The 19,576-nt window shown below is 65.4% G+C and carries 17 protein-coding genes and 2 tRNA genes; 13 read left to right on the top strand and 6 right to left on the bottom strand.

What is annotated here, in order from left to right:
• The first annotated feature begins 79 nt into the window (after positions 1 to 79).
• The 6 genes from dnaN (at position 80) to JOD62_RS06900 (ending at position 8,183) form a co-directional block, all read left to right on the top strand.
• Positions 80 to 1,222 carry a DNA polymerase III subunit beta gene (dnaN, locus tag JOD62_RS06925; protein ID WP_204938570.1) on the top strand — a complete coding sequence of 381 codons (1,143 nt, stop codon included), beginning with the start codon at positions 80 to 82 and terminating at the stop codon, positions 1,220 to 1,222.
• Between the two features lie 89 nt (positions 1,223 to 1,311).
• Complete coding sequence (gene recF / locus JOD62_RS06920) at positions 1,312 to 2,529, top strand: DNA replication/repair protein RecF (RefSeq protein ID WP_204938569.1); 1,218 nt, start codon at positions 1,312 to 1,314, stop codon at positions 2,527 to 2,529.
• Complete coding sequence (locus JOD62_RS06915; RefSeq protein WP_204938568.1) at positions 2,516 to 3,001, top strand: DUF721 domain-containing protein; 486 nt, start codon at positions 2,516 to 2,518, stop codon at positions 2,999 to 3,001. Before recF ends, JOD62_RS06915 begins: the two co-directional genes overlap by 14 nt.
• A 210-nt stretch (positions 3,002 to 3,211) precedes the next feature.
• On the top strand, positions 3,212 to 5,200 hold the full coding sequence (gene gyrB, locus JOD62_RS06910) for a DNA topoisomerase (ATP-hydrolyzing) subunit B (protein ID WP_204938567.1): 1,989 nt from the start codon (positions 3,212 to 3,214) through the stop codon (positions 5,198 to 5,200).
• Between the two features lie 35 nt (positions 5,201 to 5,235).
• Complete coding sequence (gyrA, locus tag JOD62_RS06905; RefSeq protein ID WP_204938566.1) at positions 5,236 to 7,779, top strand: DNA gyrase subunit A; 2,544 nt, start codon at positions 5,236 to 5,238, stop codon at positions 7,777 to 7,779.
• Positions 7,776 to 8,183: a DUF3566 domain-containing protein gene (locus JOD62_RS06900; protein ID WP_204938565.1), complete on the top strand. Its 408-nt coding sequence runs from the start codon at positions 7,776 to 7,778 to the stop codon at positions 8,181 to 8,183. Before gyrA ends, JOD62_RS06900 begins: the two co-directional genes overlap by 4 nt.
• 55 nt (positions 8,184 to 8,238) lie before the next feature.
• On the opposite strand, the gene JOD62_RS06895 is transcribed toward JOD62_RS06900, so the two are convergent.
• Complete coding sequence (locus JOD62_RS06895; RefSeq protein WP_204938564.1) at positions 8,239 to 8,952, bottom strand: VIT1/CCC1 transporter family protein; 714 nt, start codon at positions 8,950 to 8,952, stop codon at positions 8,239 to 8,241.
• Between the two features lie 118 nt (positions 8,953 to 9,070).
• On the opposite strand from JOD62_RS06895, the gene JOD62_RS06890 reads away from it, so the two are divergent.
• From JOD62_RS06890 to JOD62_RS06860, 7 genes are all read left to right on the top strand, one after another.
• Positions 9,071 to 10,429: a sensor histidine kinase gene (locus JOD62_RS06890; protein ID WP_204938563.1), complete on the top strand. Its 1,359-nt coding sequence runs from the start codon at positions 9,071 to 9,073 to the stop codon at positions 10,427 to 10,429.
• Positions 10,417 to 11,097 carry a response regulator gene (locus tag JOD62_RS06885; RefSeq protein ID WP_204938562.1) on the top strand — a complete coding sequence of 227 codons (681 nt, stop codon included), beginning with the start codon at positions 10,417 to 10,419 and terminating at the stop codon, positions 11,095 to 11,097. Before JOD62_RS06890 ends, JOD62_RS06885 begins: the two co-directional genes overlap by 13 nt.
• A 46-nt stretch (positions 11,098 to 11,143) precedes the next feature.
• Entirely contained in the window at positions 11,144 to 12,010 is an 867-nt protein-coding gene (locus JOD62_RS06880; protein WP_204938561.1) for a DUF4097 family beta strand repeat-containing protein, read from the top strand.
• 62 nt (positions 12,011 to 12,072) lie between these two features.
• Positions 12,073 to 12,146, top strand: a tRNA-Ile gene (locus JOD62_RS06875).
• Between the two features lie 28 nt (positions 12,147 to 12,174).
• Positions 12,175 to 12,247 (top strand) — tRNA-Ala (locus JOD62_RS06870).
• 91 nt (positions 12,248 to 12,338) lie between these two features.
• Positions 12,339 to 12,902, top strand: a complete 564-nt coding sequence (locus tag JOD62_RS06865) for a hypothetical protein (protein ID WP_204938560.1) — start codon at positions 12,339 to 12,341, stop codon at positions 12,900 to 12,902.
• A 109-nt stretch (positions 12,903 to 13,011) separates the two neighbouring features.
• Positions 13,012 to 14,682, top strand: a complete 1,671-nt coding sequence (locus JOD62_RS06860; RefSeq protein WP_204938559.1) for a GspE/PulE family protein — start codon at positions 13,012 to 13,014, stop codon at positions 14,680 to 14,682.
• 74 nt (positions 14,683 to 14,756) lie between these two features.
• On the opposite strand, the gene JOD62_RS06855 is transcribed toward JOD62_RS06860, so the two are convergent.
• The 5 genes from JOD62_RS06855 to pilM are packed head-to-tail and all read right to left on the bottom strand — an operon-like array spanning position 14,757 to position 19,550.
• A complete protein-coding gene (locus JOD62_RS06855; RefSeq protein ID WP_204938558.1) occupies positions 14,757 to 15,992 on the bottom strand; it encodes a type II secretion system F family protein in 1,236 nt (411 codons plus the stop codon).
• Between the two features lies 1 nt (position 15,993).
• Positions 15,994 to 17,136 (bottom strand): type IV pilus twitching motility protein PilT, encoded by a 1,143-nt coding sequence (locus JOD62_RS06850; RefSeq protein ID WP_204938557.1) that lies wholly within the window; start codon positions 17,134 to 17,136, stop codon positions 15,994 to 15,996.
• A 7-nt stretch (positions 17,137 to 17,143) separates the two neighbouring features.
• Entirely contained in the window at positions 17,144 to 17,815 is a 672-nt protein-coding gene (locus JOD62_RS06845; RefSeq protein ID WP_204938556.1) for a hypothetical protein, read from the bottom strand.
• Between the two features lie 2 nt (positions 17,816 to 17,817).
• A complete protein-coding gene (locus tag JOD62_RS06840; protein WP_204938555.1) occupies positions 17,818 to 18,504 on the bottom strand; it encodes a hypothetical protein in 687 nt (228 codons plus the stop codon).
• Positions 18,504 to 19,550 (bottom strand): pilus assembly protein PilM, encoded by a 1,047-nt coding sequence (gene pilM / locus JOD62_RS06835; protein ID WP_204938554.1) that lies wholly within the window; start codon positions 19,548 to 19,550, stop codon positions 18,504 to 18,506. Before pilM ends, JOD62_RS06840 begins: the two co-directional genes overlap by 1 nt.
• Between the last annotated feature and the right edge of the window lie 26 nt (positions 19,551 to 19,576).

The raw sequence follows: 19,576 nt of genomic DNA, 5'->3' as shown, positions 1-19,576 counted from the left end.
GGTCGTGGTGTGAGCGGACTTGGGCGTTAGCATGGGAGCCCGTGGGGTTTGCCCGCAGAAAGACGACAGAGGAGCGCCCGTGAGGTTCCAGGTCAATCGAGACGTGTTCAGCGAAGCAGTGTCGTTTGTCGTCAAACTGCTACCCCAGCGCAATCCTCAGCCGATCCTTGCGGGCGTGCTGATCGAAGCGGGCGACAACGGACTGACGCTTTCGGCGTTCGACTACGAGGCCTCCGCGCGCACCACGATCGAGGCGACGGTCGACGAGCCGGGCACGATCCTCGTGCACGGACGATTGCTGTCTGACATCGCAAGCCGTCTGCCCAACGCGCCGATTGAGATCTCGGTCGAAGAAGACGGCGGTATCGCAGTGCGCTGTGGATCCGCACGTTTCACGCTCGCTTCCATGCCGGTCGAGGAATACCCTTCGATTCCCGAGGTGACGGGCACATCGGGCCTCGTGCCCGCCGATGAGTTCGGCACCGCGATCGCCCAGGTCGCCTTTGCCGCGTCGCGCGATGATGTCACCCCCGTGCTCACGGGTGTGCAGCTCGAAGTCAGCGGCCAGCAGCTGAGCCTGGTCGCCACCGACCGCTACCGAGTGTCACTGCGCGATGTTCCGTGGGATGGCGAGGAGTCCGAGCAGACGGCTCTCGTTCCCGCGCGCACTCTCCAGGAGGTCGGAAAGACGTTCGGCCATGCCGGCACGATCCAGATCGCGTTCTCGGGTGAAGGCGACCGCGAGATCATCGCGTTCACGGCTGGCAACAAGACCGTGACTTCTCTCCTGATCAAGGGCAATTTCCCGCCCGTTCGCCGACTGTTCCCCGAGCAGACCGAGCACCACGCGGTCGTCAACACGGCCGAGCTCACCGAAGCGGTGCGTCGTGTCGCGCTCGTGCTCGATCGTTCCGCCCCGCTGCGCTTCACCTTCTCGTCCGACTCGGTGACGATGGACGCATCCGGCAGCGAGCAGGCGCGCGCATCCGAGTCGGTCGACGCGCATCTGATCGGCGGCGATGAGGTGACGCTGGGTCTCAACCCGCAGTACCTGCTCGAAGCACTCGGCGCCGTCAAGAGCGAGTTCGTCCGCGTGACCTTCACGTCCAGTGACAACGCCAACAAGCTGAGCCCGGTGCTCGTCACGAGCCAGACCTCGGTGGATCAGGCCGGTCTGGATTCGTTCAAGTACCTGCTGCAGCCCAACCTCCTGCTGCGCTGAGCGCACGTCGCGGGTGAGTCTGGTTCGTCGCGGTCTGCTGTTCACCCGCGGACAGGCCAACGTCTGATCCGAAAGGTAAGGTGACTCGCGTGATTGTGGAGCACCTCAACCTGGTCGATTTCCGCAATTACGCGACCGCAGATCTCACCCTGCACCGCGGTCCGAACGTGCTGGTCGGCCGCAACGGGCAGGGCAAGACGAATCTTGCCGAGGCCATTGTCTTCCTCGCCACACTGGGGTCGCATCGGGTGTCTTCGGATGCGCCGATGGTGCGTGACGGCCATGACGCGGCATTCGTGCGGGCCCGCCTCGCCCATGGCGAACGCACTGTGCTCGTCGAAGTGCAGATCAACAGGCAGGGCTCGAACCGTGCGCGCATCAACGGCTCGCCGGGGCGCACCGCCGACCTTCCTCGCTATGCGCATGTCGTCCTGTTCGCTCCGGAAGACCTGCAGATCGTTCGCGGTGACCCATCCGCCCGCAGAAGATTCGCTGATCAGCTGCTGATTCAGCGAACACCGCGCATGGCTGCGGTCATCGGTGACTACGAGCGCGTGCTCAAGCAGCGCACCGCGCTGCTGAAGTCGGCACGTGCCCGAGGCATTCGCGGAGACGCGCTCACGACCCTCGATGTGTGGGATGACAAGCTCATCGCACTCGGCTCCGAGATCATCGACGCGCGTTCGCGTCTGGCTGCCGACCTGCAGCATCCGCTCGCGTCGGCCTACCTGGCGATCGCGGGTGAGGACCACTCCCCGACGCTCGCCTGGGCGCAGTCGATCCGGGGCGGCGATCCGGAAGAGGGCGATGACGCGGCATCCGCGGAATCGAGTGGATCCACGGCGGAGCTGTTCCGCTCCGCCTTGCTCGCGAAGCGCGCAGCGGAGCTGGACCGCGGGCTGACTCTCGTCGGTCCGCATCGTGATGATCTGATCATGAAGGTCCGTGGGTTGCCCGTGAAGGGATACGCCTCTCACGGTGAATCCTGGTCGGTGGCGCTCTCGCTGCGACTCGCGTCTGCAGAGCTGCTTCGTCACGAGTCCCCCGCCGGCGACCCGGTGCTGATCCTCGATGACGTGTTCGCCGAGCTCGATGCGGATCGTCGACAGCGTCTTGCCAGCCTCACATCCGGCTATGAGCAGGTGCTCGTGACCGCTGCCGTCGAAGCCGACATCCCTCCGGTGCTGCACGCGCATGTTGTTCGGATCTCTGCGGGGACGATCAGCGACGAGCGCGATGTCGCCGATGAATCCGCAGATCAGATAAACAAAACAGAACGAGAGGAGCAGGCTGATGTCGATGGATGACGTGCCCGAGACCGTCGCGACGTACCTGCGACTTCGCGGTCTGCAGCCGAGCTCGAGCTCCTGGAAGCGCAAGCGACGCATCGTCACGGATGACGACAACGCCCCGTTCACGCCCGGACGGGACCCCGGTGTGCTGGGGGATGTCCTGCAGAAGCTCAGCAAGGACTCCGGGTGGGAGATCACGCTCAGCCGCGAGGATCTCGTGCGGCAGTGGCATGATCTGGCGGGCGCAGAGACCGCACAGCACTCGCAGCCGGTGTCGCTGGAGGGCGGAATGCTCACGGTCCAGTGCGACTCGACGGCGTGGGCCAAGAACCTGCAATTCATGCGGGCGGTCATCATCACAGAGATCGGCCGGCGGTACCCGGAAGCGGGTGTGGAGAACGTTCGCTTCATCGGGCCGGACGTCCCCTCGTGGAAATGGGGTCCGAGAGCCGTTCCAGGGCGCGGTCCGCGCGATACCTACGGCTAGGACATGATCCATCTTGTCCCCCGGGTAAATCGACGCGCAGAAGGGCGTATAAGCCACATCGCCGCTCGATCCGCGATAGGATGAGTATCTAGATTTCGATGTGGAGCCTTGCCTCAGATGACGCCTGAAACCCCTGATGAGAACGAGTCGACCCAGACGAACGGGGGTTCCGCACCCTCCGATACTGCTGCCGACGCCGAAACGTCTTCCATGAAGCCCTCGGCTGACTACGGCGCTGATGCGATCCAGATCCTCGAAGGTCTCGAAGCCGTACGCAAGCGCCCCGGCATGTACATCGGCTCGACCGGACCCCGCGGTCTGCACCACCTCGTATACGAGATCGTCGACAACTCGGTCGACGAGGCCCTCGCCGGCTACTGCGACACGATCATCGTGACGCTGCTGGCCGATGGCGGCGTCCGCGTCGTCGACAACGGTCGTGGCATCCCGGTCGATCCGCACTCCTCCGACCCGTCGAAGTCCACGGTCGAGGTCGTATTGACGATCCTGCACGCCGGTGGAAAGTTCGGCGGCGGCGGATATGCAGTCTCCGGTGGTCTGCACGGTGTGGGTTCATCGGTCGTCAACGCACTCTCGACGCGTTTCGAGGTCGAGATCAAGCGTCAGGGCTTCGTCTGGAACCACGCGTTCGCGAACGGCGGCCACCCGCAGCAGGGTCTCGTCAAGGGTGCGGCGACGGAAGAGACCGGTACGACGATCTCCTTCTGGCCGGATGCTGAGATCTTCACCGACACGGTCGAGTTCGACTACGACACGCTGCGCACGCGCTTCCAGCAGATGGCCTTCCTCAACAAGGGTCTGCGCATCGAGCTGCACGACGAGCGCGAGGGCACGGCTCAGGAGATCGAGAAGGACGGCGAGGTCATCGTCGAACTTCGCAACGACGTCTTCTTCTACGAGCGCGGTCTCGTCGACTACGTCGAGTACCTCAACCGCATCCGTCACGCCGAGGTCGTCAACGACGAGATCATCGCGTTCGACTCGGAAGACACCGTGCGCAAGATCTCGCTCGAGGTCGCGATGCAGTGGACGACCGGATACACCGAGAACGTCTTCACATATGCGAACACGATCAACACGCACGAGGGTGGCACACACGAAGAGGGCTTCCGCGCGGCGCTGACGACGCTCGTCAACAAGTACGCCCGTGCGAACAACCTTCTCAAGGAGAAGGACGACAATCTGTCGGGCGACGACGTTCGTGAGGGACTCACCGCGGTCATCTCGATCAAGCTCGGCGAACCGCAGTTCGAGGGGCAGACGAAGACCAAGCTCGGCAACACCGAGGCGAAGGCCTTCGTGCAGAAGGTTGTCGGCGATCAGCTCGGCGACTGGTTCGACCGCAACCCGAACCAGGCCAAGAATGTGGTCCGGAAGGCGATCGACGCCGCGACCGCGCGCATGGCTGCGCGCAAGGCGCGGGAGACCGCCCGCCGCAAGAGCGTGTTCGAGTCGGCGGCGATGCCCGACAAGCTCAAGGACTGCACGAGCAAGGATCCGTCGATCAGCGAGATCTTCCTCGTCGAGGGTGACTCCGCAGGTGGCTCGGCGGTGCAGGGTCGCGACCCGCACACGCAGGCGATTCTCGCACTGCGCGGAAAGATCCTGAACGTCGAACGGGCGCGCCTCGACAAGGCCCTCGGCAACCGTGAAGTGCAGGCGATGATCCAGGCGTTCGGCACGGGCATCGGCGAGGACTTCGACATCGAGAAGGCCCGGTATCACAAGATCGTGCTGATGGCGGATGCCGACGTCGACGGTCAGCACATCACGACGCTGCTGCTGACGATGCTCTTCCGCTACATGCGCGGTCTCATCGAGGCGGGCTTCGTGTACCTGGCGATGCCGCCGCTGTACCGACTGAAGTGGTCGAACTCGGCACACGAGTACGTGTTCAGCGACGCCGAGCGGGACGCCCTGCTGGCGCACGGCCTCGAAAACGGCAAGCGGATGCCCAAGGACGCCGGCATCCAGCGCTACAAGGGTCTTGGCGAGATGAACGCCAAGGAACTGTGGGAGACGACGATGGATCACACGACTCGCACTCTGCGACAGGTGACCATCGAAGACGCGGCGGCTGCCGATGAGATCTTCAGCGTGCTGATGGGTGAGGACGTCGAATCGCGGCGCACCTTCATCCAGCGCAACGCGAAGGACGTTCGCTTCCTCGACATCTGATCCTGGCGCGCGAGACGAAGACAGAAAAGACACACATGACTGACGAAGAACGCCCCGAACCGGCACACGACCACGGACGCATCGACCAGGTCGACCTCCAGTCGGAGATGCAGCGGAGCTACCTCGACTACGCGATGGCCGTCATCGTCGGCCGTGCGCTCCCCGATGTGCGCGACGGCCTGAAGCCGGTGCATCGGCGCGTGATCTACGGCATGTACGACGGCGGGTTCCGACCCGACAAGTCGTTCTCCAAGTGCGCCCGTGTCGTCGGCGAGGTCATGGGTCAGTACCACCCGCACGGTGACTCGGCCATCTACGACGCCCTTGTGCGCCTCGTCCAGCCGTGGTCGCTGCGCTACCCGCTGGCGCTCGGACAGGGCAACTTCGGCTCCCCCGGCAACATGGGTGCGGCTGCTCCTCGATACACCGAGACCAAAATGGCGCCCCTCGCGCTCGAGATGGTCCGGGACATCGAAGAGAACACGGTCGACTTCCAGGACAACTACGACGGCCAGACGCAGGAGCCGACGGTTCTGCCTGCGCGTTTCCCGAACCTGCTCGTCAACGGTTCCGTGGGTATCGCGGTCGGTATGGCGACGAACATCCCGCCGCACAACCTGCGTGAGGTCGCGGATGCTGCGCTCTGGGCGCTGGAGAACCCGAACGTCTCCCGCGAGGAGATGCTCGACGGTCTGATCCAGCGCATCCCGGGCCCGGACTTCCCGACCGGCGCGCAGATCCTCGGCACGAAGGGCATCCACGAGGCCTACCGCACGGGTCGTGGCTCGATCACGATGCGCGCCGTCGTGAACGTCGAGGAGATCCAGGGCCGCACGTGCCTCGTGATCACGGAACTGCCCTATCAGGTGAACCCCGACAACGTCGCGGTCAAGATCGGTGACCTCGCCCGCGACGGCAAGATCACCGGCATCGCCGACATCCGCGACGAGTCCAGTGACCGCACGGGTCAGCGTCTCGTCGTCGTGCTCAAGCGCGACGCCGTCGCCAAGGTCGTTCTCAACAACCTCTACAAGCACACGCAGCTGCAGGAGAACTTCGGCGCGAACATGCTGGCGATCGTCGACGGCGTGCCGCGCACGCTCGCGATCGACGGCTTCGTCACGCACTGGCTCGCCCACCAGCTCGAGGTCATCGTCCGGCGCACGCAGTTCCGCCTCAACGAGGCCGAGAAGCGCATGCACATCCTGCGCGGTTACCTCAAGGCGCTCGACGCGCTTGACGAGGTCATCGCCCTGATCCGCCGGTCGCAGACCACGCAGGAAGCGAACGAGGGTCTGCAGAGGCTCCTCGAGATCGATGAGATCCAGGCCGACGCGATCCTGCAGATGCAGCTTCGCCGTCTCGCTGCTCTTGAGCGTCAGAAGATCATCGACCAGGCTGCCGAGCTCGAGGCGCAGATCGCCGACTTCAAGGCGATCCTCGCCGACGAAGGCCGTCAGCGCACGATCATCCGCGAGGAACTGGTGGCGATCGTCGACCGTTTCGGTGACGAGCGTCGCACGCATATCCTGCACGGCTTCGACGGCGACATGTCGATGGAAGACCTCATCCCCGAAGAGGAGATGGTCGTCACAGTCACGCGCGAGGGCTACATCAAGCGCACGCGCAGCGACAACTACCGTTCGCAGCACCGCGGTGGCAAGGGTGTCAAGGGCGCGCAGCTGCGCGCCGACGACGTCGTCGAGCACTTCTTCGTCACGACGACGCACCACTGGCTGCTGTTCTTCACCGACAAGGGCCGGGTCTACCGCACGAAGACGTACGAGGTGCCGGAGGCTGGCCGCGACGCGAAGGGTCAACACGTCGCGAACCTGCTCGCCCTGCAGCCGGACGAGAACATCGCGCAGATGCTCGACATCCGCGACTACGCGACCGCCGAGTACCTCGTGCTCGCGACCCGCAACGGTCTCGTCAAGAAGACGCGTCTCGAGCAGTACGACACGAACCGTCAGGGCGGAGTCATCGCGATCCGTCTGAACGACGACGACGAACTCGTCAGTGCCCTACTCGTCGATGCTGAGGACGACATCCTGCTGATCAGCTCGCACGGCATGTCGGTGCGGTTCAGTGCCACTGACGACGCCCTGCGTCCGATGGGTCGCGCGACCGCCGGTGTGAAGGGCATGAAATTCCGCGAGGGCGACTGCCTGCTCTCGGCGTCCGTCGCGGCACCCGGTCAGTTCGTGTTCGTCGTCACGGATGGCGGCTACGCGAAGCGCACGAAGATCGAGGAGTACCGGGTCCAGGGACGCGGTGGTTTTGGCATCAAGGTCGCCAAACTGAACGACGATCGGGGCACTCTCGCGGGTGGTCTGATGGTGTCCGAGGAGGACGAGGTCTTGGTGGTTCTTGCCAGCGGCAAGGTGGTACGCTCTGCCGTGGCCGAGGTCCCTGCGAAGGGTCGCGACACCATGGGCGTCGTCTTCGCTCGCCTCGGCGGCGATGACAAGATCCTTGCGATCGCTCGCAACAGCGAGCGAGGACTGGCAGAAGAAGCCGAAGAGTCCGACGCCGCAGATGCTGACCCCGAGACCCCCCAAGAAAGCACTGAAGCATGAGCACAGTAGCCGACAAGCTGGCGAAGAAGTCCACTCACAAGACCGCAGGTAAGCAGGTTCGCCTGCGTCTGGTCTATATCGACTTCTGGTCGGCCGTGAAGCTGTCCTTCCTCGGTGCGGTGGCGATGGCAATCGTCACGCTCGTGTCGTACTTCCTGGTGTACATGGTGCTGCAGGCCACGGGCCTCATCGGCAAGGCGGATGAGTTCGTCGGTGGTTTCACCGAGGGGGCGATCTCGCTGTCCACGATGCTGGGTCTGCCGCAGGTCATGGCGTTCGCCGCCGTCATCGCGATCCTCAATCTGATCGTGTTCACGGTGCTGGGCGCGATCGTGGCCGGCATCTACAACCTCGCCGTCAAGGTCACGGGCGGCCTGCTCGTCGGCTTCACCTCGACGAACTGAGTTTTCTCACGGAAGGGCCGGATGCTACGCAGCATCCGGCCCTTCCTCGTTCCCGCTACACGATGCCTGTCGTGCCGAGGAGGGTTCCGAGCGCCCAGGTGACCCCGAGTGCCAGGGCTCCACCCAACACCAGACGCGTCATCGAGCGGCCCGGCTTCGCCCCGCCGATCTTCGCCGACACCCAGCCAGTCAGCGCAAGCGCGAGCAGCACGGCCACGAAGGTGACGGGGACGCGGATGCTGACAGGCGGAAGAAGGATCGCCAGCAGCGGCAGCAGAGCGCCCAGCGTGAAAGCGACGGCGGAGGACACCGCCGCGTGCCAGGGATTCACGAGATCGTCCTGGTCGATGTTGAGTTCGACTTCGAGGTGTGCAGCCAGCGCGTCATGCGCGGTGAGCTCTTGCGCGACGGTGCGGGCGGTCGCATCCGACAGTCCACGCTGCCGGTACAGCTCCGTGAGTTCCGCCAGCTCTTCCTCGGGCATCGTCGCCAGCTCGTGAGTCTCTTTGGCGATGAGCGCGCGCTCGCTGTCGCGCTGACTGCTCACCGAGACGTACTCCCCGAGCGCCATGGAGATCGCCCCACCGACGAGGCCTGCGATTCCCGCCGTGAGCAGGGCGCCATTCTCGGTTGTGGCGCCCGCGACGCCGACGACGAGGGAGGCGACCGAGATGATGCCGTCATTGGCGCCGAGGACGCCGGCGCGCAGCCAGTTGAGTCGCTGGCTGATGCCGACGGCGTGCGGTTCGCCGCTGTGTGAGGTACTCATGCGCCCAGTGAATCACGCTTGGCACGCCCGGGGCGTCGGAAATCTTCGGGAAAACCCGAAGACAAGCATCCGGATGCCTCGGTGTCGGCGGATACGACGGCGGTCGTAGTTTGTAAGCATGACAAGCAACCTGCCTCCGACTCCCCCGGCGGCGTCGTCCGCGCAGGCGCCGACGGCGCCTGTCCCTCCGACAGCTCCCGCTGCTCCCGCTCCCGCTCCCGCTGCGCCCGCAGCGGCGGCCGACAAGCGCACGCCTCCGCTTCGCCTGTTCCTCACCGCGGCGCAGCTCGCGGCTTTGGGCATCGTGGGCACGATCGTCTGGACAGTGCTCACCACCCTCCTGGGCACAGGCTTGGCGCTCGTGCTCGTCGCAGGAATCGGCGTCGTCCTCCTCGTCGGCCTTGTCTACGCGCTCTTCGGCGTCGCCTGGTTCGAGGTGGCGCGGATCGATGCGCTGTACCGCTTCGAGCTGCCCCCGCTCACCTGGCGGACGCAGACGCGACCTGGATTCGGCGGATGGCTCCGCACCCTCGGCCGACAGAGCATCGACGGGCGCATGTGGCGGGCGCTGGCGAACTTCGCGATCGCCTGTGTGCTCGGTGCCCTCGTCCTGCGCCTGTTCTGGTGGGGCATCTGGTCGGCGGTCAGCGCATTCGCTCCGCTGGCGAATGCCGAGTTCGTGACGACCGGATGGGGCACGCCCATGTCGGTGGCCTGGGCACCACTCGCGGGTATCGCCGGCGTCGCCGCGGCCTTCTTCGGAATCTGGGGTCTCGTAGCTCTGCACCGCGTGATCTCGCGGGCGATCATGGCCGCCCCGATCCGCGAGGAGCGTCTGACCGAGCAGGTGCGCACGAGCTCGGCACAGCGTGAAGGCGCCGTGCGCGCCGCCGATGTCGAGCGCACCCGTATCGAGCGCGACCTCCATGACGGGGTGCAGCCCCGGCTGGTGTCGGTCGGAATGACACTGGGGATGGCCCAGCAAAAGATCGAGACGGACCCGGATGCCGCGAAGGCGCTCATCGAGGAGGCACACACCTCGACGAAGGCGGCCATCACCGAGCTGCGCCAGCTCGCCCGTGGCATCCACGCCTCAGTGCTCGACGACCGTGGTCTCGACGCGGCTCTCTCGGCACTCGCCGGACGGTCGCACATCCCCGTGCAGCTCGATGTGCGCGTGGACGGCCGATGCAGCCGCGACGCGGAAGCCGCCGTGTACTTCGCGATCGCGGAGTCTCTCACCAACGCCGCGAAGCACTCGCGGGCCAGCGAGAGCCGAGTGGTGGTGCGGGTGCGCGATGGCGGAACGCTGTGGGCGCGCGTGGAGGACAACGGCATCGGCGGCGCGCAGGTCACGCCGGGCGGAGGCCTGGACGGCATCTCGAACCGCATCCTCGCCGCCGGCGGAACCGTGCGCATCGACAGCCCGCACGGCGGCCCGACGAGCCTTGAGGTGACGGTGCCATGCGCATCCTGATCTGCGAAGACTCCGTGCTGCTGCGCGAGGGGCTTGCTCGTCTGCTGCAGGACGCCGGCCACGAGATCGTCGCGGCGCTGCCGGATGCCTCCGAACTGCACGAGACCGTTGCCGAAACCGCGCCGGATCTGTGCATCCTCGATGTGAGACTCCCTCCGACGTTCACGGATGAGGGCATCCGCGAGGCACTCGTGCTGCGCAGACAGCATCCGCAGCTCCCAGTCCTCGTGCTCTCGCAGTACGTCGAGGAGCGGTACGCGAGTGATCTGATCGCCGGTCAAGGTGGCGCGCTCGGATACCTGCTCAAGGACCGCGTGGCGGATGTCGCGGAGTTCGTCGAATCTGTCGAACGGATCGCCTCGGGAGCCATGGTGCTCGACCCGGAGGTCGTCGCCCAGCTGCTGACCCGGCGGAATCAGGATGACCGGATGCGCGCGCTGACTGAGCGCGAACGCATGGTGCTCGCTCTGATCGCTGAGGGGAAGTCGAACCAGGCGATCGCCGGAATCCTGTTCGTCTCCGAGGCGAGCGTCGAGAAGCACATCACTGCGATCTTCCAGAAGCTGGGCCTGGAGCCCGACGAGTCCGGCAACCGCCGTGTGCTCGCCACCATCGCCCATATCGATCACACCGGCGGAGCCGCATCCGCCGACCGAACGAATCGGTGAGCGCCGGCTCCGCCGCGCCATCCCGTCACGAAGACAGGACACAGAAATGAACACCACACCGCACACTCCCCCGCCGGCTCCCAGTCCCACGCCGGAGGCCCCGAGGCCGCCCTCGCGAACAGCAGCGGTCGCCGCGATCACAACAGTGACGGCGATCGTCGGTGGCGCGGTTCTCCTCTTCACCGGCGCCACCGCCGCTTACGGAGCGGTACGACAGATCACATCGACAAGCTCCACCGAGGTCACAGCGACGGTGGATGCCACAGGTGTGACCGCGATCGACGTGGAAGCCGGAGGCGCCGATGTCGTCCTGCGTTTCGGTGACGTCGACGAGGCCGTCATGGAGGTCTCCGGGCAGTCGAACGGCTGGACCATGAAGCGCGACGAGGATGAGATCCTCGTCCGTGATCCGCGCGTCGGCTTCGGCTGGTGGGTCGCTGGCTGGTTCGGTGACCAGACCACCGTCACGATCACGCTGCCGGACTCGCTCAACGGGCGAATCGACGCCGACCTCTCCCTCTCGGCGGGCAGCATGCGTGCAGACGGTGACTTCCGCGACCTGGACATCGGAGTGAGCGCCGGTGGGCTCACCGCAAGTGGTTCCGTCCAGTCGGTCACGGCCGAGCTCAGTGCCGGGAACGCCGAACTCCGGCTCGCGAACGTCCGCGAGGTCAACCTCAACGCATCCGCGGGCCGCATCGTGGCCGAGTTCACGGGATCTGCACCTGACGAGGTCGAACTCGAGCTGAGCGCAGGAAGCATGGACGTCACCCTCCCCGACGTCGAGTACGCGGTCACTCAGGACCTCTCTGCAGGGTCGTTGGAGAGCGAACTGCGCACCTCGTCGTCGTCTCGTCACGTGGTGTCGGTGTCGGCATCCGCGGGTAGCATCGAACTGTTCCGCGGGCGCTGATCGGCGCGTCGCGGGCTCGATTGGGAGTTTCACGCAATCTCGGGTAAAGTTTTCGAGGTTGCGGGGCTATAGCTCAGGTGGTTAGAGCGCTTCACTGATAATGAAGAGGTCCCAGGTTCAAGTCCTGGTAGCCCCACGTTTCACCCACAATTGAATACCCGTACGGGGCCTTAGCTCAGTTGGTAGAGCGCCTGCTTTGCAAGCAGGATGTCAGGAGTTCGAATCTCCTAGGCTCCACTCAGAACCCTCGCTTTCGCGGGGGTTTTCGTGGTTTCGGTGTCCTGACGCGCGCGCGAGACGCTCTGTCCGGCGCCGCTAGGATTCGAGCATGATCACCCGCATCTCGGTCGTTGGCAGCATCGCACTGGCGCTTCTTCTGCTCACAGGGTGTTCTGGTGTCGCGGAGACGGCGGGAACCACGCCGGCTCCGAGCGTTTCCACCCCTCCGGAAACGCTCGACGATCTCGCGGTCGGCGACATGCTCACGGACGCACAGGCGAAGCAACTGAATGGGCAGGTGGGAACGCAGCGCCCCTACCAGCAGGATGACGGCTCGTACATCGTCATCGATATCGCGCAGCCGTTGCCGGAATCCGTCCGACAAGAGGTTGCAGCGAGTATCGCAACGTCAGACAGCTCGGACCTGGCGAGCTTCTTCCGCAAGACGGACGAAGAGTCAGTGGCGACAGGGAAGACGCTCATCGTGGTGCGATACATGTCGGCTTCCACCCCGGATGGCGAGCCGCTCACCGCATGGATGGCGAGCTCCGCTGCCACCGGGTTCCCGGGCTTTCACGGTACGAGCGCCGAGGATGTCGCCGCGCAGGCCCAGACATGGGCGAGTACCACCCGTGACGCGAGTCAGTATGAGGTCGTCGTCATCGACGGATGAGCCTGACTCCGTGCGGCCCCTGGATCACCCTCCGAAAACGGATTAGGCAGGTCACCTACCAAAACCCATAGGATGGGGAAACGGGGGCGGGGACGAAGGGGACCACCACATGCTCAACAGCATCACCGAGACGCTCGTACTGACGGGCGCGATCATGCCGCAGGATCTGCAGGCGGCCATGGCCACGGTCGGCGACGGGGAGCAGCTCTCCACCCACCTTCTTGAGACGAATCAGATCACCGCGACGCAGCTCGCGCACGCGGTCGCCGCGGCTCGTGATCTGCCCTATACAGACCTGACGTCGCGGGAGCTGGATCCCGAGATCATCGGTCTGGTCCCGAGCGCCCTGTGCCGTCGCTACCAGCTGATTCCGCTGGAGCGTCGCCGCCGTACGCTCATGGTCGGCATGGTCGAGCCTGCGGATCTCATCGCGATGGACGACATCCAGCGCGTGACCGATCTCACGGTCGAGCCGGTCGTCGTCAGCATCGACGGCCTGCGCCAGGCGTTCGAGCGATACCTGCGCTCGGACGAAGAGCTGAGCGACCTGTCGGAGCAGATCGGTGAGGCGGCAGGTCCCGGCACGACGGCGCACACCGAGTCACTTGACGACGGCGATGCGGATGCTCCGATCGTCCGTTTCGTGAACCTGCTGATCACCCAGGCGATCAACGACCGTGCGAGCGATATCCACATCGAGCCGGGGGAGCGGCAGCTGATGGTGCGATTCCGCATCGACGGCGTGCTGCACGAGATGCAACGGGCGGATGCGTCGATCCAGGACGGCGTGATCTCACGACTGAAGATCATGGCCTCGATCGACATCGCTGAGCGTCGTCGACCGCAGGACGGTCGTATCTCGGTGTCGCATGAGGGGCGCCAGGTGGATCTGCGTGTGGCCACGCTGCCGACCGTCTGGGGCGAGAAGGTCGTCATGCGCATCCTCGACAACTCCGGTCAGGCGCTCGCGATGAGCGACCTTCGTTTCGGAGCCGACAACGAGGCGCGCTTCCGCGGGGCCATCAGCCGCCCTCACGGGATGGTGCTCGTCACCGGTCCCACGGGTTCGGGTAAGTCGACGACGCTGTACACGGCGCTTGCCGAGGTCGCGAACCCGCGCGTGAATGTCATCACTGTGGAGGACCCGGTCGAGTACCGGATCCCCGGAGTGAGTCAGGTCCAGGTCAACCAGCGCGCCGGGCTCACCTTCCAGGCGGCGCTGCGCTCGATCCTGCGGTCCGACCCTGACATCGTGCTCGTCGGTGAGATCCGTGACCACGAGACGGCCAACATCGCTGTCGAGGCGGCTCTGACCGGTCACCTTCTGCTGTCGACGCTGCACACGAACGATGCGCCCAGTGCGATCACACGTCTCATCGAGATCGGCTGTGAGCCGTTCCTTGTGGCGACCGCCCTCAGCGCGGTCGTTGCGCAGCGCCTCGCACGCAAGCTCTGCGCGAAGTGTCGCGTGCCGGCGCACGAACCGGAGCGGATGCTGCACGATCTGGGCTTCCCCTATGACCCATCCACTCCGCCGCAGATGTTCAAGCCCGGGGGGTGCCCGACCTGCTCGGGGACTGGCTATCGCGGCCGCATCGCGCTGCACGAGGTCATGGTGCTCAGCGAGGAGATCCAGCACATGGTCGTCACTCACGCCACGGCGACATCGATCCGTGAGGTCGCCATGCAGCAGGGCATGACCTCGTTGCGCACGGACGGCTGGTCGAAGGTCGCCCAGGGTCTCACCACGATCGAAGAGGTCATGCGCGTCACGATCTGAGAGCGGACGCTCCGAGATGACGAATCCCCCGTCGCGAATGAACGCGACGGGGATTCGTGCTGTGCGGGGTGCGTTCAGGCGGCGCCCAGTTCCCCGTAGATCGTGAAGATCGGCAGGTAGAGCGAGATCACCATTCCACCGATGATGATGCCGATGCCGACGATGAGGATCGGCTCGATGCTCGCGGTGAGCTGCTCGGTTGCGGTCTCGACCTCGTTCTCGTAGAAGTCGGCGATGCTGGAGAGCATCTCGGGCAGAGTTCCGGATTCCTCACCGACGGATACCATCTGCGCGACCATCGACGGGAAGACCTCGGCCTTCGCGAGTGGCACCGAGAAGGAACGTCCTTGGCGCACCGACTCCTGCACCGTGAGGACGGCCTGTTCGATCTTGTAGTTGTTGCTGGCCTCACCGACGATCGCGAGCGCCTGGATGAGCGGCACGCCCGCATTGAGCATCATCGAGAGGCTCCGGGCAAAGCGGGCGACGGCGATCTTCGTGTTGAGGGGCCCGAACACGGGCATCCGCAGTTTCAGCGGGTCGATGCGCTTGCGCACGGCCTCGGTGTTCTTGTTGCGGCTCCACCAGATCCAGCCGACGACCGCGACAACGATCATGACCGGAAGAATCCAGATCATGTTGTTCGAGATCGACACGATGATCTGGGTCGGCAGGGGAAGCTCGGAGCCCATCCCCTCGAATATGCTCTTGAAGACCGGCACCACGAAGGTGACCATGGCGATGACGCCGAGGATCGCGATCGACAGAACGACCAGGGGATAGGTCGTCGCTGACTTGATCTTGTTCTGGAGCTCCGCCTCGTCCGCATAGGTGCGCGCGACCGACTGGAGAGCATCCGCGAGGAATCCACCCATCTCGCCGACGCGGACCATGCTGATCATGAGCGGGGGAAAGACATCGGGATGGCTCTCCAGGGCGACGGACAGCGCCGCACCGCGGGCGACCTCGGCCTGCACGGCGACGAGCGCGGTCTGCAGGACCTTGTCTTCCGTCTGCTCGGAGAGGATCGTGAGCACCCGCAGCAGCGGGAGCCCGGCGGTCACGAGTCCGGCCATCTGCTTCGAGAACACCGCAAGGGACGAGATCTTGACGCGCTTCTCGAAGCCGGGGATCGTGATCTCCTGGTTGAGACCCGTTTTCGAGAGCAGCTGCACGTCGAGGGGGATCAGCCCCTGCGCGCGCAGCTTGTTGACGACGGCGGTCTCGCTGGCCGCTTCCAGCGTGCCCTTGACGACACCACCGCTGGTCGCGTCCGTGGCGCGGTAGGAGTACTCCTGAACGATCGCCATGTCAGTTCGCCCATCCGAGAGTGCGATGCTCCGTGGCCTGCATCGACCACGCGTCCGCGTCGAGATCCTCTGGACGGACGCGCACGTTGTCCAGGTCCTTCGGGTCGACGGCGATCGACCGAGCGACCTGCTGAGAGATGATGCCGTTGGCGACAAGGCGCTTCAGATCCTGGTCGAGCGTGTGCATGCCCTGTGCGGATCCGGCCTGCATCGCCGAGTACAGCTGTGCCACCTGTCCCTCGCGGATGAGGTTCGCGACGGCGGGGGTGCTCACGAGAACCTCGGTCGCGATCGTACGGCCGGCCTTCTGGGCGAGGGGGAGCAGCGTCTGGCTGATGATGCCCTGCAGGGTGTCACCGAGCTGGGTGCGCACCTGGTCCTGCTGGTGCGCGGGGAACGCGTCGATGATGCGGTTGATCGACTTCGCCGCGCCCTGAGTGTGCAGGGTGGAGAGAACGAGGTGACCGGTCTCGGCCGCAGAGAGCGCCGTCTGGATCGATTCGGTGTCTCGAAGCTCACCGACGAGGATGACATCGGGGTCCTGACGCAGCACGCGTCGCAACGCCTCGCTGAACGAGCGCGTGTCGCTGCCGATCTCGCGCTGGTGCACGAGGGCGCGCTTGCTGGTGTGCTGGAACTCGATCGGGTCTTCGAGGGTGACGATGTGAGTCGGTTTGGTCTCGTTGATGATGTCGACCATCGCGGTCAGCGTTGTCGACTTGCCGGAGCCCGTCGGACCCGTCACGAGCACGAGTCCGCGCGGGCGCAGGGCGAGGTCGCGGGCGATCTGCGGCGCGCCGAGCTCGGCGAGCGACATGGCCTTCGTCGAGATGAGACGCAGGGCGACGGCCGTCTTTCCGACCTGACGGAAGGCGTTGACACGGAACCGTCCGACGCCGGGAACCGCGTGCGCGAGGTCGACTTCACCGTTGCGCTCGAAGTCCTCGGCGAGTTCGGAGGAGAGGATGCCCCGCAACGAGGCATCCAACCATGCCGCGGGCAGCACCGAGCTGATGCGCGGGATCGGCGCCAGCGAGCCGTCGACGCGCATCAGAGGCGGCTGGTCAGCCGTCAGATGGACATCGGAGGCGCGGTGTCCCGCGGCCTGGGCGAGAAGGGCATCGAGGGTGAGTGGTTCGCTCATGGTCGACTCACTTTCCGGAGAGCACGAGGCTGCGCAGCGCGACGGAGACGCTGATCGTGGGAGCACCGTCAGGGTCGGCGGCAACGTTCTCGGTGAATGCCACGGTCTCGATGCGCACGAGCCGCGACGCGGCGCGAAGGGCATCGACGAACGCGGCAGCCGACGTCATGTCCGCGGTCGTGACCTGAATGGCGAAGGGCAGGCTCTTGCGCGGGGAGTCAGCCGGCTTTGCCGGGACGGGTGCGTCGTCCGTTGCCGCGGCAGTATCGTCTTCGGCCGAGGCTTCTTCGGTTGCCGGGACCTCCTCAGCGGGCGCAGGTTCTTCGCCTTCGATGACGGGCGTGACCCACGGCTCGGGTTCCGTCACGGTGACGGATACCACGGTCGACGCGGTGGCGGCTGCGGCGGCGTTGATCAGCTCGAAGACGTCGTCATTGAGAGCGACCGCGGGGATCTCCGAGCGAAGCCCCGCCAGGCGGCTCTCGAGCTCGGGCTTCTTCACAGCCTTGAGCTGACGTACCTGGGCGTTAAAGATGTCATTTGACTGACGCACGGTCGTGGCCTCTGCGTGCACCTGGCCGGTCTGAGACGAGAGGGGAACCACTCCGAGGACCACTCCGAGCACGACGACGAGAACGATCACGAGGGTGCCGATGATGTTGATGAGCTGCTTGGGCATGATCAGTCCTCTTCTGCCGCAGCGGGCTCTTCGGGGGCGAAGCGCCCGGTGTACATCTCTTCAGCGGCGAGGATCGTGAGGACGTAGGAGTAGAGGATCGGAGCGTCAGGATCGGCGGCGACCGCTTCTTTGCGAAGCTCGATGCCGTCCGCGGCGTAGATCCCGGTGGCGCCGCGCATCGCGCGAATGACGCCGACCACGTCGAGCGGGGTCGCCGAGGTCACCGTCATGACGACTGCAGGACCGGGAAGATCCTGCGGTTCGCCTCCGGTGCGACCGATCCCCGCGGCTTCCACCGCGAAGTTCGTGATCGCAGAACCGGCGGGCAGGACCGATGCTGTCGCCCCCAGCAGCCGGGACCACGTCAGATCGGTGCCGAGTGCTTCCGTGCGAAAGCTGGTGAGATCGGCCTCCTGTCGCAGCATGTCGCTGACATCGGAGAGCGATGAGAGCTCTGCGAGAAGCGCCGTCGTGCGCTCGTTCTCCGACGCGAGGCGCAGATCGGCCGCGATCTTGAGCGAGAACCCGCCGAGGACGACGATGCCGACCAGCAGCAGGGCGGCGATCAGGATCAGCAGCCAGCGGTGGATGAGAACCTTTCGCCCGCGACGCTCGATCTCCGAGCGGGGCATGAGGTTGACGTGCGGCACACTGCCGAGGATCAGCCCGTGCGATGAGGGAGAGGCCATCAGAACGTTCCTCCGTAGACGACACCGAGGGTACCGACGAGGTCGAGTGCGAACTCGCCCTCGAGCGTGATCTTGGATGTGGTGATCATGTTGATGTTCACGTACTCGACGCGCGTTCCGAGCACCTGGCCGATCGCGGCGGCGACGTCGGGAATCGCGGATCCCGCACCGCTGAGGTACACGCTCGTGACGGCTGCGGCTCCCGGACGCTCGTTCGCGAAGCGGATGGTGTTGCGAACCTGGTGCACGAGATCGGCGACGTTGGGGTCGGGTGCGGTCGTCACCGATCCGCCTACACGCATGGATGCCCGGGAGCGCAGCGGTGCGCCGACACCGGCCGGGGCCAGCAGCTCTTCGAACTCATCCTGCGCGGCCAGGGAATCTTGCATCTCGGCGGCTCTGCGGGCACGCACCGTCGTCGTGGGAAGGTCGACGGGGATGATGCGGACGAAGCGCGGGATGCCGTCGAGCATGACCACGACGTAGGTCGTGTGATCGGTGATGTGGATCATCGCGGCGGTCTCACCCGGTACGAGCAGTGCCCGCGAGATGCGAGCGAGCCCGAAGGGCAGCAGGTCGACGACATCGACCTCGATCTTCGCCTTCGCGAGCGTCGAGATCAGCGACTCGACCTGCTCGGCGACGGCGGCGACGAGCAGACCTGAGACCTGGTCGCCGACCTCGCTGGCGGGGTAGAAGTCGAGGACGGCCTGGTCGATCGGAACCGGAAGAAGATCCTGCACCTGATAGGGGAGGGCCTGGCGCATCATGTCGGCGGTCATCGCCTGTGTCGTGTAGTCGCGGACGAGGATGCGGCGGCTGCCGAGTGCGAGGATCACCGAGCGACTCTTGATACCCGCGTGAGACCACAGCTGCCGCACGGCGATGGCGACAGCATCCGAGTCCAGAATCTCGGAATCGCGTGCCGAATCCGGGGGGAGCGGCACCGATCCTGCGGCGAGGATCAGCGGAGTGCGACCGGGCCGCACCTCGACGGCGCGCACGTGCTCTTCGGTGATCTCCAGTGCGACGACGGATTTGCTCATGTCGTCCTTCCCTTCTGAGGTAGCGC

Origin of the sequence: Microbacterium keratanolyticum (assembly GCF_016907255.1) — a bacterium.
In the GTDB taxonomy this organism is placed as follows: domain Bacteria; phylum Actinomycetota; class Actinomycetes; order Actinomycetales; family Microbacteriaceae; genus Microbacterium; species Microbacterium keratanolyticum.
This window is presented reverse-complemented; position numbering and strand designations above follow the sequence as displayed.